This is a genomic window from Streptomyces guryensis (assembly GCF_021261325.1).
Lineage (GTDB): Bacteria > Actinomycetota > Actinomycetes > Streptomycetales > Streptomycetaceae > Streptomyces > Streptomyces guryensis.
In genome coordinates, this window is record NZ_JAJSBI010000009.1 from 285,266 (window position 1) to 307,803 (window position 22,538).

A 22,538-nucleotide genomic window follows, 5' to 3' on the forward strand; every position below is an offset into this window, starting at 1 on the left:
CCCGTGACCGACCAGCAAATAAATCAGGACAGGCAGACCGAATTGAGGAGAAGGCGAACGCCTTCGGTGTCCATGGTGAAAATGTCCTGTGCGCGCAGGACTACGCGGCCGATACGGCGGTGGCGGTCACCGTGTTGTCGCACTCCGCGAAGACACCGTCGTCCAGGGCGACCTGGTGCGCCCCGGAGCCCGGCAGGCCGACCACCAGCGTCGGGTAGGCGACCGGCGTCGCACCGGACTTGCAGTAGCCGTCGGCCTCGCCCTGGACCTGGACGAAGGTCAGCTTCAGCCGGGCCCTGGCGCCCGGGGCCAGCCTGACCGGCGCGGCGGAGCCGGCGGGTGTCACCTTCAGCGGGGCGTTGTGGTCCGGAGAACCGTTGCCCGCGCCGGCCACCGTGGGGTGGCCCTGCAGCGTGCACGGCTTGGCGGAGACGTTGGTGAACTCGATCACCGCCGCTCCCGTTCCGGTGCCCGCCGGACGGTCGGCGGCCTGGTGGGCCGTCACCTTCAGGGCGGTTGCCGCGCACGCCTTCACGGTCGTACCCGCGGAACCGGACCCGGATATGGGGGAGGCGGTCGCGGTCGGCGCCTTCGAGGTGGGAGCGTGGGAGGGCTCCTGGGCCGTCGTGCCCGGTGTGGTGGTGGCGGCGGACGGTGCGCTGCTCGGCGCCTTCGACGACGTTTCGGCCGCCGCCTTGGAACCGTCGGCCTGACACGCGGTCACCGACAGGGCGGCCAGGAGTGCGGCGATCGCCGGCGCGGCCTTGCGGATGCCGTTCACGTACTGCATGGAGTCCCCCGAGTTCGGATGGTGCGGGGCCGGTCCTTCGCCGGCGCCCGACCATGGAGACACGACTGCCTCGCCGGAGGTTTCTCCTGTGGATCGGCTGTGACACGTGTGGATCTTCTGTGACAGTGCGGTGACGAGACGGGCCCGGCCCCGGTGGACCGGTCCCGTCTCGCCGCGGGGACCCGAGGGCCGGTCAGGCAGCCGCGGGCTCCTCTTCCGTGATGCCCATGGTCGCGTCCTTGTCGCCCTTGCCGCGCAGCGCGATCACGCTGAGGAGGCAGCAGGCCAGGGCCGAGAGACCGCAGATCACGTAGCCGATGGCGTAGCCGTTGCCGAGGGCCTCCAGGGCGAGGGGGACCGCGCCGCCCGGCGGGGAGGACGGCGGCACGGAGTTGGAGGCGAGCGGGCCGCCCTCCGCCGCCACCTGCCCCGCCGCCGCCTTGACCTCGGCGGACAGGTGGGAGGCGGTCAGCTTCGACGTGAACTGGTCCGCCGCGTGGGACAGCGCGATCGCACCGATGACCGCCGGGCCGAGCGTGAAGCCGAAGTCGCGCAGCAGGCTGGTCGAGGCGCTGGCCATGCCCGCGTAGTGGACCTCCACCGTGTTGACGGCCGTCGCCGTGATCGAGGAGACCGTCAGTGCGAAGCCGATGCCGACCAGGCCGATGGGGAGGATGAGAGAGGTCAGGGCGCGGTCGTGGACCGAGAGGGTGGCGGCGATGAAGTCCCCGGTGGCCATCAGTCCGAGGCCGGAGCCGAGCACCCAGCGCGGGCTGACCTTCTCCAGCAGCCGGGAGATCAGCGGCATCAGCAGCAGCGTCCAGGCGTTGAGCAGGATGAACGCGAACGAGCCGCGCAGCGGGCTCTGGTGCTGGATCGGGCCGAGCCGGATGCTGGTCGCGTAGGCGGTGCCGAGGTAGCTGAACATACCGACCACCGCGACGAACGACGCCACCGCGAAGGCCCGGTTCCTGAACAGGTCCAGCCTCAACAGGGGGGAGGCGGCTCGGCGTTCGGCCACGACGAACAGGCCGATGAACACCGCGGCGACCACGTACGCGATCACCACCGGCGGCGCGCTCCAGCCGTCCGCCGGGCCCTGGATCACCGCGTAGAGCAGGGCGAACATACCGATGCCGATGGTGATCTGACCGGCCAGGTCGAGGGAACGTCCTTCCGGGGCACTGGAGTTGTGTGCCAGCAGCTGGCTGAGCACGGTGCTGACCAGGGCCAGGCCCGTGACGACGATGAAGGCCCAGCGCCAGGAACCGTAGTTGCCGGTGATGCCGCCCAGGACGGGGGCGACGAAACCGCCGCTGGACAGGGCCGCCGCCCAGATCGTGATGGTGCGGGCGCGTTCCTTGGCCGAGTGGGTGCCGGCGGCGATCATCGCGAGCGAGGTCGGGAACAGCGCCGCCGCGCCCAGACCGGCGATGGCCTGGCCCACCCAGAGCATGTGGATGCCGGTGCTCGCGGCGGCCAGCGCCTCGCCGACCACCAGCAGCGCACCGCCGCCGACCAGCAGCCGCTTGCGGCCGAAGAGGTCGCCGAGGACGCCGAAGGTCAGCTCCAGTACGGAGACGGGCAGCAGGAACGCGTCCGAGATCCAGGTCAGCTGGGAGCCGACGGGGTGCAGGTCCTCCTGGAAGAGCCCGTTCAGCGTGGCCGGCATGGCCAGGGCGATCTGTGCCAGACAGACCGCGAAACAGCCGGCGATCAGGGTGCCGACGGGCAGGCCGCCGGATGGTTGCGAGGTGGCGGTGGCGCCGGATTGGGTGCGCGTTTCGGTGGACACTTGTGCTCCCCTTTGAGCGGCTGGGCGGCTTCGAGCGATGCGGGGACGCCGAGAACGCGATGAATGTAGGGCAGTTTTTCGACGGCGGTCAATAGATTGCCCAGTAACGACGGGCATGGCTGTGCCCATCGGGTGCCGCCGGATGTCCTGGCGGTACTACGGGACGGCCACCGTGATCACGTCCAGCGCCCTCGCGGCCTCCAGACGGGCCGGCTCCTCACAGCGGCGCGCCAGCTCGTGGAACCGCTCCTCCGCGCGGGCCGCCGGCCAGTCCTCCGGCAGGTGCTCGGCGGGCAGATGGGGATCCTGGCGGACCTGGTCCAGCCAGTCCGCGTGCAGCAGCAACTGCCGCACGAGCGCGTCCGCGGGCTCGTCGGCCTCCGTGCTCCAGCGGACCAGGAACGCCTCGTAGCCCTTGGCGACGGAATCAACGTCGAACGCCGCCTGCAGCACCGTCCGGGCGTCGGTCGGGGCGACGGCGGTGGCTCCCTGGAAGACCCGCAGACACGGGTCGAGTCCGAGCCCCGCGACCACCTCCGGCACGTCCACCGCGCCGGGCGCCACCCACAGTCCGTTCTGCAGCGGGCCGAAACCGCTCCACAGCAGCCGGGAGCGCAGATCGTGCCGCTCGCGGCGCCACGCCTCAGGGAGGGAGAAGCCGACCAGGGTCCAGGTGCCCTCCCAGGTGCGGTTGACCGCGCCGGTGTGCCAGATCCGGTCGTGGCCGTCCCGCAGGACGCGGGTGGCGCGGGGCGTCGGGCCGAAGTACGTCTTGCGGCCCCTGCGGTGTCGTTCCAGCAGCCCGCGCTTGACCATGCGCGTCAGCGTGGACCGTACGGCGTCCTCGGTGATCCCGGCCTGTCCGAACACGTCGATCAGGCTGCTCGCCGACAGGGCGATGCCCCGGCCCAGGGCGTGAATGCCGAAGAAGGTCAGCATCAGCGACTGCGGCCGGGGTGCGCTGCCCGCCGGGTCCGACGGATCGAAGCTGGTCACGGGGCAAGAGTAGATCCGGCCCGCCGTTCGATCGTTTCCGGGCCGTGCTCGCGCCCGCCTCCACGGACAGGCCGTTGTCGACCCTGTGACAGGGACGCGCCACGGCGCCCGCGACGGTGACCGGCCGATGGACGAAGACCTCCTTGCGGTCCACCACGTCGTCGACCGGTCCGTGACATCGATGCCGTCGACCTCGGCGTGCGCGGGGCGCAACCAGAGTGACGCGTGCTCCCTCTCCTGTGTGAGGTCCACCAGCGGGCGCAGCGCCGCACCGGGTCCAGGGCGAGGCTCGGGTGCTGCCGGCGCCGCAGCATGGACCCGCTCAACTCCCGTACGCCTGCTGACCGTTACCGCTTCCTGGCGCCGCCGGGTCGCAGGGCGCCTACCCGATGTCGACCACCCGCGCCCACGCGGGCGGCCTGTCCGGCACATGGTCAGCGTCCTCCTCGTCCCAGCTCGTGCCCTGCCTGGGGAACAGACCCACCACCGTCCGGCACGCCGGTCGCGCGTCCGGCCACGGCGTCTGACCGTCGGTCAGCACCACCACGACATCGGGGCGGGGCCGCGTGCGCAGCGCCGTGGCGAAGCCCGTGCGCAGATCCGTGCCGCCGCCGCCCATCAACGGGATGCCCTCGGCCCGGCACAACGGGTGGGCGATCCGGGCCGCCGCGTCGCACGGCACCACGGTGACCAGGTCCCGGCGGCCGCCCACGGCACGGGAGATCGCGGCGACCTCCAGGAGCGCGCTGCCCAGTTCGGTGTCACTGACCGACCCTGATGTGTCGATGATCACCGACACCCGGGGTGGTCTGCGCCGCAGGCTCGGCAGTACGACGCCGGGCAGTGACACCGAGCGCCGCGCGGGCCGGCCGTAGCTGTAGTCCTCGCCCGCGCCTGACCCGGAGGCCGCGGAACGGACCGCCGCACCCAGCAACTCCCGCCACGGCTGCGGCGGATGGAACGCCTTCTCGGCCCACCGCCGCCACCCCTCCGGGGCGTTCCCCGGACGCCCCTTGAGCCCCTGCGCCACCCGGAACCGCACCGCGTCCTGTTCCTGCGCGCTCAGGCCGTGCGCGCCGTCCGGGCCGAGCTCCCACTCCCGCCCCAGCCCGTCGGCGCCGCTGCCGCAGTCCAGCCAGGCCATGCTCTGTGTCCACGCGCCGAGCGTGAACTGGCGCAGGTAGTCCTCCATCAGCTGCCCCTCGTCCAGCCCCAAGGCCGTCGGCCGGACCGCGCCCCGGGGCCGGACCAGCCCGTCGCCGTAGATGTCGTCGTTGATCTCGCAGTCCGCGGCGATGTTCATCCGCAGCCGTTCGCCGGGGCCGGTCAGCCCCCGCTCCCGGGCGACCCGGTCACTGCGCCCGTGGTGGTCGCGCAGCAGATGCGACACCTCGTGCACCCATACGGCCGCCAGCTCCTCCACCGGCGTCCGGTCCACGAATCCCGGTGAGACGTAGCACCGCCAGTGCCGGTCGACGCCCATCGTCGGCACCTGCCGCGACTCCACGGTGTGCAGGGCGAACAGTGCGGTCGCCAGGTACGGGCGGGCCCGGGCGGCCTGCAGCCGGGCCGCGAACAGCTTGTCGAGGTCCAGCGTCCCGGGTTCCTCGGAGCTCATCGGCCGGCCTTCGCGGTGAGGGCGGTGCGGGCCGCCGCCCGGTCCGCCCGCCGGGACACGGACACCGCGCCGGCGAGCTTCTCGATCGACGCCGGTACGTCCCAGTCCTCGCGGCGCAGCGTCGCGAGTGTGGTCGCGGGCACCACCACCAGGTCCGGGGCTCCGGTCTCCAGCGCGCGGACCAGAAGCGCCCACGCCGCGTCCCAGCGGGACTTCTCGGGGCGGCCCCGGACCGCAGCCACCACACCGTCGAGCACGGCCTGGCGCAGATCACCGCGCTCGGGCAGCTCGGCAGCCGCCGGGTCGGCAAGGAGCACCTCGGGGTCCGGCAGATCCAACCGGTCCAGACCGGCCAGCAGTTCAAGCCCCGGGCCGTCGCCCACCGTGCCCCGCACCAGCAGCGAGAGGACCTCCCGGGAGGAGCCGGCCGCGGTCGCGAAGGCGATCAGGCACAGCGTCATCTCCCAGCTCCGGGGCGATGGCCAGGCGCCGCCCCGCCGCATCTCGTTGCCGGGCAGTTGGTGCACGAGTTTGGGCCGGGCGGTCAGCAGCCCGCACACCGCACGGCGGGCGAAGCGCACCGCCTCCGAGAGCTTCTCCGGGGAGAGCCGCGGCAGCGTGGCCCGGGGCCAGGTGCCGCCGAGTCCGCGTACGACGACCTCGTGGTCGTGGGTCCACTGAAGGTGGACGAAACGGTTGGCCAGCGGCGGACTCAGCTCCCAGCCGTCGGCCGCCGAGGACCGCGGGTTGGCGGCGGCCACGATCCGTACCCCGGGCGGCAGTCGGAGGGCGCCGATCCGTCGCTCCAGCACGAGGCGCAGCAGGGCTGCCTGCACCGCGGGCGGAGCGGTGGACAGCTCGTCCAGGAACAACAGCCCCCGGCCGGCCCGCACCAGGCGTACCGCCCAGTCCGGCGGGGCCAGCGGGACACCCTGCTCCGCGGGATCGTCCCCGACGACGGGCAGCCCGGAGAAGTCGGCTGGCTCGTGCACGCTGGCGATCACCGTGGTCAGCGGCAGATCCAGGGCCTCGGCGAGCTGGGTCAGAGCCGCGGTCTTGCCGATCCCCGGCTCACCCCACAGCAGCACGGGCAGATCGGCGGCCACGGCCAGCGTCAGGGCTTCGAGCTGGTTGTCGGGGCGGGGTTCGGTGGTGGCGTCGCGCAGCAGGGTCAACAGCTCGTCGGCGACGTCCAGTTGGGAGGGGGAAGCCGGAGCGGAGGCAGTGACGGTGGCAGCGATCGAAGTGTGTGCAGGCATGTTTGTTCACCTTTTCGTCGGGGTGAGCCGAGTGAGACGGGCGTACGAGGGTGAGGGTCAGCGGAAGTTCGCGTGGCGCGGGTGTGAGCGGTGGTGAGGGGTGCGGCTGAGGTCCCCGGGGCGGTAGCGGGCAGGCCCGTGGTCGGGCCCGATCAGCCCCTCCCTGTACAGGCCGTAGGTGATCCGCCGTTCCGCGGCGGCCTCCAGTTCGTCCCGCAGCGGGCCGTCGCGCAGCACCGCATCGGGGCCGAGCAGGCCCTCCACGACGGCCAGCGCCCCGGCGATGTCGCCGTGGTCCAGGCGTTCGCGGACACCCGTGAGACAGTCCGGACGACGGTGCGCCTCGTCGATCGCCTGAAGGCAGGGGAGTGGAGTGCCGGTCAGTGCGGCCAGCAGTTCCTCCCGCCGGACCTCGGCCGGGTCATGGTCGAGCGGGGCCAGTACGCCATCCACCAGACCGATGTGGTGGTGCGCTCCACGGCACTCCACGAGGCGCGGCTGACCCGCCCGCTCCCGAGAACGGGGCGGGCCGGCCGGCGAGCGGTCCGGTACGAGGGCGGAGGCGACCAGCGGGTGGAGCCGATCGGGCTCGATCGAACCGGTGCGCAACAGCTCCAGGTCGGGCGGGACCCAGGTCGCCGCATCGGGCAACACAGGCAGGGCGGAACCGTCGCCGTACCCGGACGCCTCGGCGAGTCGTACCGAGGGCGGCCCGAGACCGTCGTCGCCCGCCGTCAGGTCCAGGACCAGCCGATGCCTGCCCCCGAGCCGCACGAGGACGCGACCGCCGGACCCGCCCCGCCTTTCGGCGCCGAGCAGAAGCCCCGCCTCGGCCGCCCACCGGTCGACGGCACAGCGCCGGCCGTCCGGCACCGATCCGGGCAACTCCCTTTCCAGTGCAGGGCCGTTGTCGTCGCCCGACCACTCGGCCCCGGACCGTATCCGCAGCTCATCGGCCCTGCTTGCATCCCACAGATGCCGGTGCAGGTCGAGACGGAACCGCCGGCTCGGATGGGGATGCGGGTGGCGCCGGGCACTGGGCTCGTCATGGGATCCGTCCCACAGCGCGAGGCTGATCCGCTGCCCGGCATCCGCCCAGGCCGGTGGAGTCCGCACCACCAGGTGCACCGGACCCGGCCCGTCCCGCCCGGCAGCGTCGTACCGGGCCAGAGCGAGGGTCAGTGCCGGGCGCAGCAGCCCGTCGGGAGCGATCCTCGGCATGTGCCAGCGCACCAGGTCGGGTGCCAGCCGGCGCAGATCGGCCCGCACCCGGGCCGCGAGCTCCCGGCCATGGCTGCGCGCCACGGAACGCAGGTTCAGATCGACATCGAGGCCCGCGGCGGCACACGCCCCGGCCCAGTCGCCGACCAGGCGGCGGGCGGTCGCAGTCTCGATCATGGAGGGCGGCACGGCGAACTCGCGCACGCGCTGCCAGAAGGAAAGACGCCGGAGGGAAGGCTGGGAATCCCCGTTCGCGATCCGAGTGAGCATCAGCACTCACCTTGCGCGGACGGGACCCCCGATCTGTCAGCAGAATGAGTAGTCATCGCGAGGGATCGTAGCGTCCCCCCGTCTCGCTCGGCCAGGATTTTTCCGGGCAGGGCGCTCAGGGCGCCGGCTCCGTGCCGGCGAGCAGGTCCAGCGCGATGTCGGTGATCATGTCCTCCTGGCCTGCGACCATGCCCCGCCGGCCGACCTCGACGAGGATGCTGCGGGTGTCCGGCCCGTGGCGGGCGGCGGCGGTCCCGGTGTGGCGCAGGAAGCTGGAGTACACGCCCGCGTAGCCGAGGCTGAGGGCCTCTCGGTCCACCCGGACATCGCGGTCCTGCAACGGTCGTACAAGATCGTCGGCTGACGCGGGCTGTTGCCACGCCCGCCTGCGATCGCGGAGGATCTTTCCCCCGCCCGGTACTCAACAGGAGCTCTCCGTGACGTACGACATCACCGCCATCCGCTCCCAGTTCCCCGCCCTGACCGCCGGAACGGCACACTTCGACGGCCCCGGCGGCACCCAGACCCCGCAGCCCGTCATCCGGGCCATCGCCGACGCACTGTCCAACCCCCTGTCGAACCGGGGCCAGGTGTCGCCCGGGGAGCGCAACGCCGACGCCATCGTCACCGGGGCCCGCCGGGCCATGGCCGACCTGCTCGGCGCGGATCCGTCGGGGATCGTCTTCGGCCGCAGCGCCACCCAGCTCACCTACGAGATCTCCCGCACCCTCGCCAAGAGCTGGCAGCCCGGGGACGAGGTCGTCGTCACCCGCCTCGACCACGACGCCAACATCCGCCCCTGGGTCCAGGCCGCGGCCCAGGCGGGCGCCACCGTACGCTGGGCCGACTTCGACCCCGCCACCGGGGAGTTGACCGTCGACGACATCCGCGCCGTCCTCTCCGAACGCACCCGGCTGGTCGCCGTCACCGCCGCCTCCAACCTGATCGGCACACGTCCGGCGATCGCCGAGATCTCCCGCCTGGCACACGGGGCGGGTGCGCTCAGTTACGTCGACGGCGTCCACTACGCCGCGCACACCCTGGTCGAGCTGGAGGCGCTCGGCGCGGACTTCTTCGTCTGCTCCCCGTACAAGTTCCTGGGCCCGCACCACGGAGTCCTCGCCGCCCGGCCGGAGTTGCTGGAGACCCTGCGGCCGGACAAGCTCCTGCCCTCCACCGACGCCGTCCCCGAGCGCTTCGAACTGGGCACGCTGCCCTACGAGTTCCTCGCGGGCACCACCGCCGCGGTCGACTTCCTCACCGGCCTCGACCCGAGCGCCAAGGGAACCCGCCGACAGCGCCTGACCGCCGCGTTCGCCGCGCTCGAAGCACACGAACACAGCCTGCGCACACAGATCGACAAGGGGCTGTCCTCGCTGGAAGGCATCACAGTCCACTCCCGGGCGGCCGACCGCACCCCCACCCTGTTGCTGACGTTCGAGGGCCGCTCCACCACGGACGCCTACGGCTTCCTCGCCGAGCGCGGCGTCCACGCACCGTCGGGATCCTTCTACGCCGTCGAGGCCTCCCGCCGGCTCGGCCTCGGCGACACCGGCGGCCTGCGCATGGGCCTCGCCCCCTACAACAGCGCGCAGGACGTCGACCGGCTGCTGACCGGGCTGTCCGAGTTCCTGACGCCCTGAGCAGAGGCCGGACGCCCGAACGTGCCGCATGAGCCGTGTGGTCGAGAACCGTCGTGTTGCACGAGTCGGTCTTCCGGACCGTGGATCTGCCGGCGGGCGACCGGTTCGACGCCTGGACCGAGCGCATGGGCCGCACCCACGCGTCCGACCTTCGGGGCCGCCCTGGGCTCGGCGGTCCGCTGACGGCGGTCTCAGGCGCCCGCCGCGCGGCGGCGCCCCAGGACGGGTTCGGCCAGCACTCTCGCCGTGCGGCAGAGCGTCTGGCCGTGCCGGGCGAAGAGTTCGTCGCGCGAGTCGAAGTGGCCCAGGTCCGCCAGGACGTAGGCCGAGAGATCGCACGCGCCGCCGTCGGCCGGGCAGAGCGTCACCCCGTCCCAGTCGATCGCCGTCCTGGACAGCGCCTCGAAGAGCGTTTCCGCGCCGGCATTGGTGAACCCGCCGCCATGACCGTCGCTCAACTCGTCCAGGCTGCCGAAGAGTTCCGAGACCGTCAGCCAGTGAGCGCCGGGGTGCACCGTCGACGACAGTCCGTCGAGGCGGAATTCGGGCCATGCCAGGAGGACCTGGTCCGGGACGATCCGGCGCAGCCGCGGGAATCGCGGATACCAGAACGCCCCGTCGACGAGCAGACCGCGCACCCGCGTGGCCACGCCGGACGCCCGCGCCACCGCCTCCAGCACGGCCAGCCGCTGGCTGCACGAACCGCGGCCGCGGCGCAGCACCTCGGACACCGGCCGCTCGTCCTGCACCGAGTACACCGGCCGCACGGTTGCGGCGATCACGCGGTGGGCCCGGCGCAGGGTCGCTGTCCGGAGGGCGGGCTCCGTGGCTGTCCCCACGTCCGTTGTCACGTCGATCCCCTGAAGCAGGGAGGCGACCTGCGGGTGCCGCCAGTCGAGGATCCGCGTCGGGGCGGTACTCCCCGCCGCCGTTCCCCCGTCCGTCGTGCCGGTGCGGGAACGGCCTCGTGGAGTGAGAAGCGAGCTCGTCATGACCGTGGTCCTCTCGTCCGGCGCCCCGATGCCAGACGTATCATGACCTATGAATTGAACATGTTCAACTGTGCTGCGGTCGGCGCGATCACCCCAGGTAGGCGGGGGCGACGGCCGACGTCATCAGCCGACGGGCCGCTCCCGAGCCGTCGGCCGGGACGGTCCACAGGTCCGAGCCGTAGTCGCCGGGGAGGGCATAGACGAGGGTGGAGCCGTCGGACCACAGGGCCTGGTCGTCGATGTCGCGCTGCTCCGCGGTCGCGGTCTCCTTCATGGTGCGCAGGTCGAGGACGTACAGCCGCCAAGGGGCGTCGGGAGAAGCTCCCTTGACGCGTTTCTTGTAGGCGATGCGGGTGCCGTCGGGGGAGAGGGAGGGACACTCGACGTTGCGGTGCAGGGTGGTGAGGGTGCGTGCGGTGACGTCACCTCGTACGAGGTAGGTCTTGCCGCCCGTCGCCAGCGTGGCGTAGAAGCGGCTGTCGTCGGCGAAGGTGACACCCCAGATGTTGGTGTCGGCGGCGCGGTAGGTGCGGCCGTCCTCGATGATGCGGAAGGTCTCCAGGTTGTCGTCGATCTTCCAGGTGCGGGTGTCGACGATGGCGGTGCGGGTGGAGAAGTTCGTGCCGGCGTAGGAGTCCCCGCTGACGAAGACCGTCCAGGCCGCCATGTGGCCGGAGGGCGAGACCCGGGCCCGGGTGGGGATGCCCGCGGCCGGGAAGCGGTGCCGCTCGTGCAGGTGCGCGTCGAGCACCACCGCCCGGTAGGTGTCGCGCAGCGTGCCGTGCACGGCCTGCAGGCAGATGCCGGTTCCGGCTGCGGCGTGGAAGCGCAGGCACTTGACGCCCGAGGCGGTGCGCGGCCCCTGCGGATCGCCGGCCGGCACGGTGGCGATCTCGTCGCGGTGCGGGCCCCAGGCCAGGTTGCGCACCAGCAGCCGGCGTCCGCTCGTCGGCCCGAGTGTGACGGTGCCGGTCCGCACGGTCGGGCCGTTCGCCTGCTGCTCGTCCCGCATGCCCGAGCGGTGGGCGGCGTACAGCACCGCCCCGGTGCCGACGCCCCCGAGCAGCAGGACGGCGGCCAGCAGGATCACCAGGCGGGTGGTGCGGGTCATACGGACACCTCGGCGGGGGACACGTCGTCGGCGGGACGGAGCACGAACGAGGCCACGACGGCGCTGACGGCCAGCGCGGCGGCGGTGACGGCGAGCGCGGTGCGCCCGCCCCAAAGGCTCCAGGCCGCGCCGAACGCGAGCGAACAGGCGAACCGGGCCAGCGCCTGGCCGGTGCCCACGAGTGCCTGCCCGGCGCCCTGGTGCTGAGCCGGCACGGCTCCGGCGGTGGCTGCCGCGAGGACTCCGTCGGTGGCCGCGTAGAAGGTGCCGTGCAGCGCGAGGACGGCGACCACGGCGGGAACGCCGTGCCAGGGGGAGAGCACCAGTCCGTAGCCGACCAACAGGACGCCGTGGCCGGCCAGGAAGAGCCGGCGGCGGTCGACACGGTCGGCGAGCGCACCGAGCGGGACGGCCAGCAGCAGGAAGACGGCGGCGGTGCCCAGGGGCAGCAGGGGGAACAGGTCGGCGGAGAGGTCCCCGTCGCGCTGGAGCAGCAGATAGAGGAAGGAGTCGCTGACCGTGGTGAGGCCGAGCAGGGCCGCGCACACGGTGAGCCGGCGCAGCTCCGGGCGGCGCAGCAGACCCAGCGAGTCACGCAGGGCGGGCCGGGCGGGCTCGGGCAGCCGCGCGGCACCGGCGGGCGTGATGCGGCGGGGTACGAAGAGCACCAGCACCAGGACCCCGAGTACCGCGACGCAGCCGCTGACCGTGAAGACCGCGTCGTAGCCGTCGACGGTGGCCCGCAGCACGGCGAACGCGACGAGCGGGCCGAGCAGGGCGCCGGTGGTGTCCATGGCACGGTGCACGCCGAACGCCCGTCCCCGGTGCTCCGGTTCGGTGGCCAGCGAGATCATCGCGTCGCGTGGGGCGGTGCGCAGCCCCTTGCCGGTGCGGTCGACCGCGAGCACGGCACTGAGTACGGGGAGCGTGTGGGCGAGCAGCAGCAGCGGCTTGCACAGCGCCGACAGGCCGTAGCCGAGGCCCGCCACGACCTTGTGCCGACGGCCGCCGCGGTCGGCGAGGTGGCCGCCGGCCAGCCGGACCAGGGCGCCCACGCCGTTGTTGATGCCGTCGAGGAGACCGAAGCCGAGCGGGGACAGGCCGAGGCCGGCGACCACGTAGAGCGGCAGCACGGCGGTGACCATCTCCGAGGAGACGTCGGTGATCAGGCTGACCGCACCCAGGGCCAGCACGGTGCCGGGCACAGCGGCCTGCCGCCGCCCCGGACGGGTGTCCGGGGCGGCGGCGGCCTTGGTGCTGCGGGAGTCCGCGAGATACACCGGCGTCAGTTCCAGATGCCGGTGATGTCGGACGCCGAGGCGGCATTGCCCGCGTGGGCGCTCAGACCGGCCAGGTCCTCCACCGTGCGCAGGACGTTGTAGTGGTTGTAGGTGGTCGAGTCGGAGCTGCCGGGGGCGACGTGCTGCCCGTAGAAGAGGGTCGGGATGCGGTTGCCGGAGAGCTTGTTGTCCTCGTCGAAGGTGACAGCGAGGATGCTGTTGTGCGTCTGGGCCCAAGTGGCGTACGCGCCCAGGTTGTTCTTGATCCAGGTGTCGCCCGTGGAGACCGAGCAGTCGTGCATGTCGCTGCACAGGTTCGGGGTGACGAAGGAGACCTTCGGCAGGGTCGTGTAGTCGGTCGGGAACTGCGCGAAGGTCATCGCGGTGTTCGTCGGCACGTTGGAGAAGCCGAACCACGGGTTGTGCTTCTGCGCGTAGTTGCCGCTGCTGCACGTCGTCGATCCCTGGCTGGGCAGCGACTCGTTGTAGCTCTTCCAGGTCTCGCCCGCGGCGATCAGCTCGGAGGCCAGGTTCGGCGCGGAGATGGACCCGACGCCGACACAGCTGTCGTCGGTGCGGCCCTGGTTGGAGCCGGAGAAGAGCATGTAGTAGTTCGGCTCACTGGGGTGGGTGAGGCCGTAGGACTGGGTGAGGTTGGCGCCACCGGCCTTGAGGGTGTTGTTGATGTACGGGGCGCTGGAGCTTCCGATCACCTGAGAGTAGGCGTGGTTCTCCATCACCACGACCACCACGTGGTCGGGGGCGGGGAGAGCGGCGGCCTGAGCGGCTGAGGTCGTTGCGGCCCACACGCCGATCGACGTCGCGGTGAGGGCTACGGCCCCGGCGAGTGCGGTGAGGGGGCGTCTGGTGCGCTTGGAAGCCTTTACGGCGGTCATGACTGTCCTCCGGACAGAAGTGACGGGCACGTGCGGGGGAGGCGGCGCCGTAACCATAGGGGCCCCAGGCTGGTACTGCGTGAAGCCCAGACGAACTCCGGACCGCCCAGCGGCAGAGATCACGCCACCCGTTGGTCATGTACAGGTCATACATAGTGGGGGCTTTCGGCCGTGACACACAACCCACGTACCCCAATGTCCGCGGGCCGGACCGCCGCGGCGGTCATGACCTACGGTTGTGCAGGCGTCACCGACCGGAGATGGCCGAGGAAGGTGAGAGTGGCCGGGTGCGTGGGAGTCCGCGGCCAGGCCATGCGGACCGTCACGGGCGGCACGTCCGCCAGCGGCAGATAGCGGACCCCGGGGTGCGGATGGCTCTGCTCGGTGGCCTCCGCGGTGACGCCGACCGCCTCCCCCGTGGCGATCACGGTGAGCCATTCGTCGACGTTGGCCACCTCGAACGTGTGGGGCCGCCGCCCCTCGGGCCACAGCTCGGCGGTGGTCGCGGCGGTGGCGCAGAGCACCACCGACCGGTCGGCCAGATCCGCCAGCCGCACCGACGGGCGGGTGACCAGCGGGTCACCGTCGGGTACGGCGGCCATGCGCCGCTCCCGGTACAGCGGCCGGACCTCCAGCCCGGCGCCGGGGGCGGGCGAGGTGCGCAGCAGCGCCGCGTCGATCTCCCCGCGCCGCAGGGCCGCCTCCGGGTCGTCGCGCCGGTACACCTGTACCGGGGTCCCCGGATGGGCCTCGCGCCAGGTGCGCAGCAGCGGCACGGTCAGGTCACCGAGCGCCGCCCAGGCGAAACCGATCCGCAGCGGCCGCACCCCCGCCGCGGCCTCGGTCAGCGCGTCGTCCAGCTGACGGAGGATCAAGTGAGCGCGCTCGTACAACTGTTGACCGGCATCCGTGAGGGACAGGGTGCGGGTGGTGCGGTCCACCAGCCGCACGCCGACCCGGCTCTCCAACTGCTCCAGGGTGCGTGAGAGCGCGGGCTGGCTGACGTGGAGCACCGCAGCCGCACCGGTGATGGTGCCCTCGTCGCCGATCGCGGCGAGCGCCCGCAGATGCCGAAGCTCCACATTCATAACTCCGGAGCATAAGTGCTCCCCGGAAGGTATTTCCCTCCCGCCAGGCGCCGGGCCTAGCGTCACCGGCATGAAGATTCTGCTCATCGGCGCCACCGGCACACTCGGCGCGGCCCTCCACAGGACACTCGACACCCGCGGCCACGAGGTCCTCACCGTGGCACGCGGCGGCGGCGACCTGCGCTTCGACATCACCGACCCCGCGCAGGTCAGCGAGGTGTACGACCGAGCCGGCCGGGTGGACGCCGTGGTCAGCGCCGCCGGACACGTGCCGTACGGGCCGGTCACCGAGCTGACCCCCGAGGACTATCTGGCAGCCTTCCACGGCAAGGTGCTCAGCCAGATCGACCTGGTGCGCCAGGGCATCCCGCGCATCGCCGAGCGAGGCTCGTTCACCCTCATCACCGGTGTGCTCGCCCGCGAGCCGATCCCCACCGGCAGCGCGGCCTCCATGGCGAACGGCGCGCTGGAGGCGTTCGTGCGCGCCGCCGCCATCGAGATCGCCCCGCAGCGCGTCAACGCGGTCAGCCCGACGGTCTTCACCGAGAGCCTCGGCGAGTACGGCGACTACTTCCCGGGCATGCCGCCCGTCGATCTCGCCGACGTCACCCAGGCGTACGTCCGGTCCGTCGAGGGGGCGCAGACCGGCCAGATCTACGCCCTGTAAGGGCCTGGGCTTCGCCCGGCCCACGCCTGCGCAAGTCGGGCTGAGCCCTCTGCAGAGGGGCCCGGGGCTGCGTCTGACGTGCCGCTCCGCCGCGTGAGCGCGACCGGCCCCCACCGGGCCCGCGGGCTCATGACCGTGCTTCCAGCGGAGCACCAGGGCAGGCGCCGCCTGCTCCTCATCGCCGTACGGACGTGTTCCTCGGCCACGGCGCGGCCCGCGGGGTGACGTCCCGCCGCTCGGCCTCCTCCAGGACGGTCACAGTGCCGGCCCGCGGCCTCGCCGAGATCGTCTCGGAGACGGCGGCGGTGTCCGGGCGGAACGCGGAGCGGCGGGCGTCCCTCGCGAAGGCGGCGGCCACGACGCCCCGGCGCGCGCGACGAAATCCGGGACCACCGCGATACCGCGCTCGGCGAGGATGCCCTGAGCCCTCGGCGTCGGTGGGCAGGTTCGTTCCCTCCATGACCGGCTTCGCCTTTGTCTCGCCGCTCCCGTGGGAACACGACCGGCGGCGGGACCTGACGGTGGTGCGCTGCACCGGCCGAGTACCGCGCTCGGCGTCTGCGGCGACCTCGCCGCGGCCCTCTCGGAGCACCGGTGCCCAGGCGACCGTCGCCGTCATGCCCGCGCCGCCTCGAAATGGGCCGCGGCGACCACCAGGTCCTGCCAGGCCATGCCCACGCTCTTGAACAACCGCGGCCGCCCCGGCGGGAGTTGGGCCCTGCCCCGCACAAGATCGGCGAGGCGTACCAGCGAGCCGGGATCGCAGGCCCCCGCCTGCAGGGCCAGCACGATGTCGCCCGCCTCCCGCAGTGCGGCGGAAACCGCCTCCACCACCACCGTGGAACGGGCGACAGCCGTCTCGTCGACCTCCCGGGCGTCCGGCTCGTGCGATCCGACGGCGACCACGGTCGCGTGCGCGGGCAGCAGCGAACCGTCGAACAACGGCGTGCGCGCCGTGGTGCAGCAGGCCACCAGGTCCGCGCGCGCCACGTCGTCCGCACGGCCGACCCGCGCCCCCACCTCGTCGGCGAACGCGCGCGTGCGCTCCGCGTTCCGGCCGACGACCACGACCTCCCGGATCGGCCGGACGCACCGCAGGGCCTCGACATGCGACCGCGCCTGCGGTCCCGTTCCGAACACCACCAAACGGCTCGCCTCCGGTTCGGCGAGCGCGTCGGCGGCCACGGCCGACACCGCCGCGGTACGTACGCCGGTGAGCGCGATGCCGTCCAGCAGGGCCAGCGGAGTGAGGGTTTCCCCGTCCAGGAGCAGGTAGTTGCCCTGGATCCGCGGCAGTTCCCGCGCCGGGTTGTCTGGAGCCACGCTCACCACCTTCACTCCCGCGTAGGAGCCCCAGTGGGCGGGCATGAGCAGGAGCTGCCCCCGCGGCACCGGGACGGCCGAGCGCGGCGGACCGGCCTCCGGGTCGAGCCCGCCGAGCAGGCTCGCACGCAGCGCGCCGATCGCCGCCTCCATGGGCGGCGCACCCTCCACAACGGTGATCACAGCTGGAAACCCTCCTTGCTCACCGGTCGTTTCCGACCGGTTCCTCCACAGGACGTGGGCCGGACAAGCCCGCCCACATGGGCAGAGAAACGCCACAGTTGATGCTTGAGGTCAACGATTGCCCACGCTGCCGCAAGCCGCTCCCCGTGCACAGCGGATCCTTCGCGATCGCGGCCCGCGACTCCGGCCACACCGCCTCCGCTGTCTCCCGGCAGATCTCCGCTCCGGGGAACCACAGGGCGGTGCTACGGCTTCGCGCCGCGCCGGGCTCCGGCCACCGCCCGCAGCACGTCGACCAGTGCGGCCACCGTCGGGCGGTGCTCGGCGGCGGAGCGGAACACCACGACGATGTGCCGCTCGACGCTCTCGCGCAGCCGCACGACGTCGAAACGGGAGGCGCGGAGTCTGAGCATCAGCTCCGTCACGGTGCTGATCCCGATGCCCGCCTCGACCAGGGCCAGGGTGGCCGCGGTGTCGGTCACCTCGTGCTGGACGTCGGGTTCGATGCCGGCCCGCCGGCAGGCGGTGCGCACGGCGCGGCCGTAGTAGCTGTCCGGGGAGGGCAGGATCCAGCCCAGGTTCCGGGTGTCGGCCAGAGCGACCTCCTCGCGGCCGTCCAGCCACCCGGTGGGCACCGCGAGGGAGAACCGCTCCCGGTCCAGTCGCATCACCCGCAACGCCGGATCACGCGGGATGGGCACATCGGGGTAGTCCAGGCCGAGAGCCAGGTCCACCGCGCCGGAGGCGACGGCGTCGTACACCTCGTCCACGTCCATGTCGCGGCTGTGCACGGCGAGCCCGGCATGCGCCTCACGCACCCGTTGCAGGGCCGGCGGCAGGATCTCGGCGGCGGCCGTGGCGAACAGGCCCACCACCAGCACCCCGGAGACCTCGCCCCGGCTGCGTTCCAGTGCCTCCACCGCCTCGGCCTCCGTGGACAGGATCCGCTCGGCGTGCCGGGCCAGCGTCATCCCGGCGTCGGTCAGCTCCACCCGCCGCCCCACCCGCTGCAGCAACTCCATGCCCGTGGCCTTCTCCAACGCGGCGATCTGCTGCGAGACCCCGCCGGGCGTGTATCCCAGTGCCCGGGCCACCGCGGTGATGGTTCCGCGCCTGGTCAGCTCCACCAAAGACCGCAGCTGGGAACTCGTCCAGTCCATATAGAGACACTAATAGATCGGGCACAGTAACTGTTCATGGACGTCAAAGGTCGGGTTGCGTCACGATGGCGGGCAGACTGCCGATCAGGGCCTCGCCACCCACAGCGCCACCTGAGGCGCCACATCCCGTGCCACTCACTGACAGCCCGAGCCGCGCCACGCGAACCGGATCCCCTCGGCCCGGCGCCGGCCTCCGGAAGGGACGGCCCGTTGTCCTCCTCATCCACCTTCCGCTCCGTTCCGCCGACCGCACACGTCGTGATCATCGGCGGGGGCGTGATGGGCGCCAGTGCCGCGTTCCACCTCGCCGAGGCGGGGGTGACCGACATCGTCGTCGTCGAGCGCGGCGATCTGGCCTGCGGCAGCTCGGGCAAACCGATCGGCGGCGTCCGCGCCCAGTTCTCCGACCCGCTCAACATCGAGCTGGGCAGCCGGAGCCTGCGCGCCTACCAGGACTTCCCGCACCGCCCCGGCGCCGACATCCGCCTCGACACCGTCGGCTACCTCTTCCTGCTCACCACCGACCGGCAGGCCGCGGACTTCGAGGCCAGCGTCAGGACCCAGAACGCCCTCGACGTCCCCACCCGCATGATCACCCCGGACGAGGCCCGCCGCCTCTGTCCCTACGTCAGCACCGGCGGACTCGTGGCGGCCGCCTACTCACCCGGCGACGGCCATGCCCGCCCCGGCCTGGTCGTGAACGGATACGCCGACGCCGCCGTCCGCGCCGGCGCGACCTTCGCCACCCACACCACCGTGACCGGCATCGACACCGCGGGCGACCGCGTCACTGCCGTCCACACCGACCGCGGCCGCATCGGCTGCGACACCCTCATCTGTACGGCGGGTGCCTGGTCGGGCCTGATCGGCGACATGGTCGGCATCCACCTCCCGGTCCGGCCGGTACGCCGCCAACTCGCCTTCACCGAACCGCTGTCGCCCCCGGCGCCCCGCATCCCCTTCACCATCGACTTCGCCTCGTCGGCCTACTTCCACAACAGCGACGACGGCCTGCTGTTCGGCCTCGCCGACCCCCGCCAGCCCGACGGCTTCGACACCACCTGGACCCCGGAGTGGCTCGAACTCTTCCGGGACGCCGTACGGCAACGGGCCCCCGAACTCGCCGACATGAGGACCGTCGGCGGCTGGGCCGGCCTCTACGAGGTCACCCCCGACCACAACGCCCTCATCGGCCGCTCCGGCGAACTCGTCAACTTCCTCTACGCCACCGGGTTCTCGGGCCACGGCTTTCTGCAGGCCCCCGCCGTCGGCGAGATCCTGCGCGACCTCCACCTCGACCGTGCACCCTTCGCCGACATGTCCCCGCTCAGCGCCGACCGCTTCCGCTCCGGGGCCGAGATCCGCCCCGAAGCCCACGTGGTGTGACCCCCCTGAAGTCCACGTGGCGTGAGCCCCCCGGGGGTTCCATGTGGCGTGAACCCCTGTTGGAAAGGCCCTTTCGGTGATCAGACAGTGGCAGCTGCGGGCGGCCTTCGCCGCGCGGCTCTCCCACATGTACGGCCGGGAGGTGCCCGCCCACAGCAGGCTCGCCGATATTTCGCGCGAGGTCGACGAGGACGTCCTGCGCGCGCAAGGCGCCGGCGCCGAACGCCTGGGCTCCCTCGGCCGTGTGACCGCCGAACACCACGGCGCCATCCGCGCCGGCACACCCGCCGAACCACGCCGGTCGCCCGCGTCTTCGGCGCGCTGGGCATGCACCCGGTCGGCCGGGACCGCACCCGCCCGACCGCGCGACGGCACTCGACCACCTGCCACCGTGCGTCGGCATCCTCCAGTCCGGCCTGAGCGGCGAGGGCTCCCGGGACGACGACCAGGAAGGCGCCACCCACGGCGCCCCTTGGCTCTCCGACGCCATCGAACGCGAAGTCCTCGACCCCTTCGCCCTCTACGGACAGCAGCAGAACTGCTCCCTCACCCCGGGTCGCCCGGGAGTTGCAACTCGACAGTCCGCCCGGCTGACCCGCTCCTTCCCACTTACCGACACCTAAGGAAGCACCATGACGAGCACCCCCCTGCCCGGCACCGACGACCTGCGCGCCCGAGCCCGTACGAGTCTGGAGCGCATCGGCGTCACCGTCCCGGAAGGAGCCGACTTCCAGGCACGGACGCCGATCACCGGCGAGGACCTCTTCGGACTGACGGCCGCCACCGCGGCCGACACCGAGGAGGCCATCACGGCCACCCGGCAGGCCTTCCTCACCTGGCGCACCACGCCCGCCCCGCGCCGTGGTGAACTCGTGCGCAGCCTGGGAGAGTTGCTGCGCGATCACAAGAGCGACCTGGCTGACCTCGTCACCATCGAAGCGGGCAAGATCCGCTCCGAGGCGCTCGGCGAGGTCCAGGAGATGATCGACATCTGCGACTTCGCGGTCGGACTGTCCCGCCAGCTCTACGGCCGCACCATCGCCTCCGAGCGCCCCGGCCACCGCCTGGCCGAGACCTGGCACCCGCTCGGTGTCGTCGGCGTCATCTCCGCGTTCAACTTCCCGGCAGCCGTGTGGTCCTGGAACACCGCCGTGGCCCTGGCCTGCGGCGACACGGTGATCTGGAAGCCCTCCGAGCTCACCCCGCTGATCTCCCTCGCCTGCGACCGGCTGCTCGCCCAGGCCGTCGAAGAGACCGGCGCACCCCGGGACGTCCACCGCCTCCTGCTCGGCGACCGCAGCGTCGGCGAGCAACTCGTCGACGACCCGCGCGTCGCCCTCGTCAGCGCCACCGGATCCACCCGCATGGGCCGCGAGGTCGGCCCCCGCGTCGCCGCCCGCTTCGGCCGCAGTCTGCTGGAGCTCGGCGGCAACAACGCCGCCGTCGTCGCGCCCTCGGCCGACCTCGACCTCGCCGTCCAGGGCATCGTCTTCGCCGCCGCCGGCACGGCGGGGCAGCGCTGCACGACCCTGCGCCGCCTCATCGTGCACCGCGACATCGCCGACACCCTCATCGCCCGGCTCACGGCCGCGTACGCCAGGCTCCCCATCGGCGACCCCTTCGACGAGGGCACCCTCGTCGGCCCGCTCATCTCCGCCAAGGCCCTCGACGGCATGCAGGCCGCCGTCACCCGGGCCCAGGCGCAGGGCGGCAAGGTCCTGGCCGGCGGCGAGCGCCGCCTGGCCGACGAGGCGCCCCGGGCCGCCTACGCCGAACCGGTCATCGTCCGCGTCGACGAACAGACCGACGTCGTACGGGAGGAGACCTTCGCGCCGATCCTCTACGTGCTGACCTACGACACGCTGGAGGAGGCCATCGCCCTGCACAACGACGTCCCGCAGGGACTGTCCTCCAGCATCTTCACCCGCGACCAGCAGGAAGCCGAGTTCTTCCTCTCCGCCGAGGGCTCCGACTGCGGCATCGCCAACGTCAACATCGGCACCTCCGGCGCGGAGATCGGCGGCGCCTTCGGCGGCGAGAAGGAGACGGGCGGCGGCCGCGAGTCGGGCTCCGACGCCTGGCGCGCGTACATGCGGGCGGCCACCAGCACCGTCAACTACTCCGGCCGACTCGCCCTGGCCCAGAACGTGAGCTTCCTCTAGCCGCATAAGGCCTTGTCGAGGAGCGCGTCGACGGCGTCGTCGGGATCGGCACGGGAACCGGGTGTGAGCGCGGCCGTGACCTGGCGTACCGGTCCTGGGTGGAGAACGACCAGGACCGGTACGCCAGGACGTCGCCGTCGTTGCCGTAGACACGGTCCCCGCACGAGGTGTCCTTCCAGGCCAGCCCCAGCCCGTACGCCCCGCCCTCGACAGCCGGTGTCCTCATCTCGTGGAGAAGGCGACCCGGCAGGAGGCGCCCGCCGAGCAGGGCCGCGACGAACCGGTTGAGATCGCCGGTCGTGGAGATCATGTCGCCGGCCGCGCCGAAGAGCGACGGATTCGTCTCGGTGAAGTCGTGATGCTGCCCACCCGGAACCGGCCGCGGGCCGGAACCGCGCGCGCCGACTCCAGCTCGGCGACCCCGCTGGTGCCCCGCCATACGCCACGTTCGTCGCGTATCTCCACCAGCCCGCCCACCGCGCCCGTGGCCACGACGTCGTCCAGCTCGTGCCTTCTGCAGCCCGGAGCGGTCCGGTAGCCCTCCTCCCGGCGTCGCAGAGGCAGCGGCCGATGCCGCGATCACCGCCAAAGCCGTCGCCGCAGTCACCAGCGCCCGATGCATGCTCTTCATCCAGACCTCCGTACGACCCTCAACGCGGCCCCGCCCTGGGGTCCGCAACGAGCTTGCTGGAGGGGCT

The 22,538-nt window shown here is 72.4% G+C and carries 19 protein-coding genes and 2 pseudogenes; 6 read left to right on the forward strand and 15 right to left on the reverse strand.

The features are described from left to right. Positions 1-100: 100 nt before the first annotated feature. From LJ657_RS20305 to LJ657_RS20335, 7 genes and pseudogenes are all read right to left on the reverse strand, one after another. A complete protein-coding gene (locus LJ657_RS20305) occupies positions 101-790 on the reverse strand; it encodes a DUF4232 domain-containing protein (protein WP_232650113.1) in 690 nt (229 codons plus the stop codon). A 193-nt stretch (positions 791-983) separates the two neighbouring features. Further along, positions 984-2,585 carry an MFS transporter gene (locus tag LJ657_RS20310; protein WP_232650114.1) on the reverse strand — a complete coding sequence of 534 codons (1,602 nt, stop codon included), beginning with the start codon at positions 2,583-2,585 and terminating at the stop codon, positions 984-986. 156 nt (positions 2,586-2,741) lie between these two features. After that, positions 2,742-3,581 carry a PaaX family transcriptional regulator gene (locus LJ657_RS20315; protein ID WP_232650115.1) on the reverse strand — a complete coding sequence of 280 codons (840 nt, stop codon included), beginning with the start codon at positions 3,579-3,581 and terminating at the stop codon, positions 2,742-2,744. Positions 3,582-3,963: 382 nt separating this feature from the next. Further along, the gene (locus tag LJ657_RS20320; RefSeq protein WP_232650117.1) at positions 3,964-5,199 is read right to left on the reverse strand and encodes a vWA domain-containing protein; all 1,236 of its coding nucleotides are present in this window, start codon (positions 5,197-5,199) and stop codon (positions 3,964-3,966) included. Then, positions 5,196-6,458, reverse strand: coding sequence for an AAA family ATPase (locus tag LJ657_RS20325; protein WP_232650118.1), 1,263 nt, complete (start codon positions 6,456-6,458; stop codon positions 5,196-5,198). Before LJ657_RS20325 ends, LJ657_RS20320 begins: the two co-directional genes overlap by 4 nt. 57 nt (positions 6,459-6,515) lie before the next feature. Beyond that, on the reverse strand, positions 6,516-7,949 hold the full coding sequence (locus tag LJ657_RS20330; protein WP_232650119.1) for a hypothetical protein: 1,434 nt from the start codon (positions 7,947-7,949) through the stop codon (positions 6,516-6,518). Positions 7,950-8,064: 115 nt separating this feature from the next. Continuing rightward, positions 8,065-8,313 (reverse strand): annotated as a pseudogene (locus tag LJ657_RS20335) (4-hydroxy-2-oxovalerate aldolase family protein); the annotation flags it as partial. 73 nt (positions 8,314-8,386) lie between these two features. Here LJ657_RS20335 and LJ657_RS20340 point away from each other — a divergent pair. Beyond that, complete coding sequence (locus tag LJ657_RS20340) at positions 8,387-9,592, forward strand: cysteine desulfurase-like protein (RefSeq protein WP_232650120.1); 1,206 nt, start codon at positions 8,387-8,389, stop codon at positions 9,590-9,592. Between the two features lie 191 nt (positions 9,593-9,783). On the opposite strand, the gene LJ657_RS20345 is transcribed toward LJ657_RS20340, so the two are convergent. The 5 genes from LJ657_RS20345 to LJ657_RS20365 form a co-directional block, all read right to left on the reverse strand. Beyond that, positions 9,784-10,584, reverse strand: a complete 801-nt coding sequence (locus tag LJ657_RS20345; protein ID WP_232650122.1) for a transglutaminase domain-containing protein — start codon at positions 10,582-10,584, stop codon at positions 9,784-9,786. Between the two features lie 88 nt (positions 10,585-10,672). Beyond that, entirely contained in the window at positions 10,673-11,695 is a 1,023-nt protein-coding gene (locus LJ657_RS20350) for a TolB family protein (RefSeq protein WP_232650124.1), read from the reverse strand. After that, positions 11,692-12,975 carry an MFS transporter gene (locus LJ657_RS20355; protein WP_232650125.1) on the reverse strand — a complete coding sequence of 428 codons (1,284 nt, stop codon included), beginning with the start codon at positions 12,973-12,975 and terminating at the stop codon, positions 11,692-11,694. The genes LJ657_RS20350 and LJ657_RS20355 overlap by 4 nt, the downstream gene beginning before the upstream one ends. 5 nt (positions 12,976-12,980) lie before the next feature. Continuing rightward, positions 12,981-13,871: an alkaline phosphatase family protein gene (locus tag LJ657_RS20360; protein ID WP_232650126.1), complete on the reverse strand. Its 891-nt coding sequence runs from the start codon at positions 13,869-13,871 to the stop codon at positions 12,981-12,983. Positions 13,872-14,101: 230 nt separating this feature from the next. Further along, positions 14,102-14,959: a LysR family transcriptional regulator gene (locus LJ657_RS20365; protein WP_232650127.1), complete on the reverse strand. Its 858-nt coding sequence runs from the start codon at positions 14,957-14,959 to the stop codon at positions 14,102-14,104. A 70-nt stretch (positions 14,960-15,029) separates the two neighbouring features. On the opposite strand from LJ657_RS20365, the gene LJ657_RS20370 reads away from it, so the two are divergent. Further along, a complete protein-coding gene (locus LJ657_RS20370; RefSeq protein WP_232650129.1) occupies positions 15,030-15,626 on the forward strand; it encodes a short chain dehydrogenase in 597 nt (198 codons plus the stop codon). A 175-nt stretch (positions 15,627-15,801) separates the two neighbouring features. Here the strand turns inward: LJ657_RS20370 and LJ657_RS20375 are convergent, their stop codons facing one another. The 3 genes from LJ657_RS20375 to LJ657_RS20385 all read right to left on the reverse strand — a co-directional run bounded on the left by LJ657_RS20375 (position 15,802) and on the right by LJ657_RS20385 (position 18,292). Further along, positions 15,802-16,245 carry a hypothetical protein gene (locus tag LJ657_RS20375; protein ID WP_232650131.1) on the reverse strand — a complete coding sequence of 148 codons (444 nt, stop codon included), beginning with the start codon at positions 16,243-16,245 and terminating at the stop codon, positions 15,802-15,804. Next, entirely contained in the window at positions 16,242-17,132 is an 891-nt protein-coding gene (locus LJ657_RS20380; protein WP_232650133.1) for an ornithine cyclodeaminase family protein, read from the reverse strand. Before LJ657_RS20380 ends, LJ657_RS20375 begins: the two co-directional genes overlap by 4 nt. Positions 17,133-17,377: 245 nt before the next feature. After that, positions 17,378-18,292 (reverse strand): LysR family transcriptional regulator, encoded by a 915-nt coding sequence (locus tag LJ657_RS20385; protein WP_232650134.1) that lies wholly within the window; start codon positions 18,290-18,292, stop codon positions 17,378-17,380. A 210-nt stretch (positions 18,293-18,502) separates the two neighbouring features. On the opposite strand from LJ657_RS20385, the gene LJ657_RS20390 reads away from it, so the two are divergent. The 4 genes and pseudogenes from LJ657_RS20390 (at position 18,503) to LJ657_RS20405 (ending at position 22,378) form a co-directional block, all read left to right on the forward strand. After that, positions 18,503-19,678, forward strand: coding sequence for an NAD(P)/FAD-dependent oxidoreductase (locus tag LJ657_RS20390; protein ID WP_269786686.1), 1,176 nt, complete (start codon positions 18,503-18,505; stop codon positions 19,676-19,678). Between the two features lie 76 nt (positions 19,679-19,754). Beyond that, positions 19,755-20,020 (forward strand): annotated as a pseudogene (locus tag LJ657_RS20395) (2-oxoadipate dioxygenase/decarboxylase family protein); the annotation flags it as partial. 290 nt (positions 20,021-20,310) lie between these two features. Then, positions 20,311-21,840 carry an L-piperidine-6-carboxylate dehydrogenase gene (amaB, locus tag LJ657_RS20400; RefSeq protein WP_232650135.1) on the forward strand — a complete coding sequence of 510 codons (1,530 nt, stop codon included), beginning with the start codon at positions 20,311-20,313 and terminating at the stop codon, positions 21,838-21,840. Between the two features lie 229 nt (positions 21,841-22,069). Continuing rightward, the gene (locus LJ657_RS20405; RefSeq protein ID WP_232650136.1) at positions 22,070-22,378 is read left to right on the forward strand and encodes a hypothetical protein; all 309 of its coding nucleotides are present in this window, start codon (positions 22,070-22,072) and stop codon (positions 22,376-22,378) included. The last annotated feature ends 160 nt before the right edge of the window (positions 22,379-22,538 follow it).

Excerpts from the sequence above, each read along its gene's own strand:
- LJ657_RS20345 (WP_232650122.1), bottom strand. The coding sequence starts at position 10,584 with ATGACGAGCTCGCTTCTCACTCCACGAGGCCGTTCCCGCACCGGCACG.
- LJ657_RS20325 (WP_232650118.1), bottom strand. The coding sequence starts at position 6,458 with ATGCCTGCACACACTTCGATCGCTGCCACCGTCACTGCCTCCGCTCCG.
- LJ657_RS20330 (WP_232650119.1), bottom strand. The coding sequence starts at position 7,949 with ATGCTCACTCGGATCGCGAACGGGGATTCCCAGCCTTCCCTCCGGCGT.
- LJ657_RS20375 (WP_232650131.1), bottom strand. The coding sequence starts at position 16,245 with ATGACGGCGACGGTCGCCTGGGCACCGGTGCTCCGAGAGGGCCGCGGC.
- amaB (WP_232650135.1), top strand. The coding sequence starts at position 20,311 with ATGACGAGCACCCCCCTGCCCGGCACCGACGACCTGCGCGCCCGAGCC.
- LJ657_RS20360 (WP_232650126.1), bottom strand. The coding sequence starts at position 13,871 with ATGACCGCCGTAAAGGCTTCCAAGCGCACCAGACGCCCCCTCACCGCA.
- LJ657_RS20385 (WP_232650134.1), bottom strand. The coding sequence starts at position 18,292 with ATGGACTGGACGAGTTCCCAGCTGCGGTCTTTGGTGGAGCTGACCAGG.
- LJ657_RS20365 (WP_232650127.1), bottom strand. The coding sequence starts at position 14,959 with ATGAATGTGGAGCTTCGGCATCTGCGGGCGCTCGCCGCGATCGGCGAC.
- LJ657_RS20305 (WP_232650113.1), bottom strand. The coding sequence starts at position 790 with ATGCAGTACGTGAACGGCATCCGCAAGGCCGCGCCGGCGATCGCCGCA.
- LJ657_RS20320 (WP_232650117.1), bottom strand. The coding sequence starts at position 5,199 with ATGAGCTCCGAGGAACCCGGGACGCTGGACCTCGACAAGCTGTTCGCG.
- LJ657_RS20370 (WP_232650129.1), top strand. The coding sequence starts at position 15,030 with ATGAAGATTCTGCTCATCGGCGCCACCGGCACACTCGGCGCGGCCCTC.
- LJ657_RS20350 (WP_232650124.1), bottom strand. The coding sequence starts at position 11,695 with ATGACCCGCACCACCCGCCTGGTGATCCTGCTGGCCGCCGTCCTGCTG.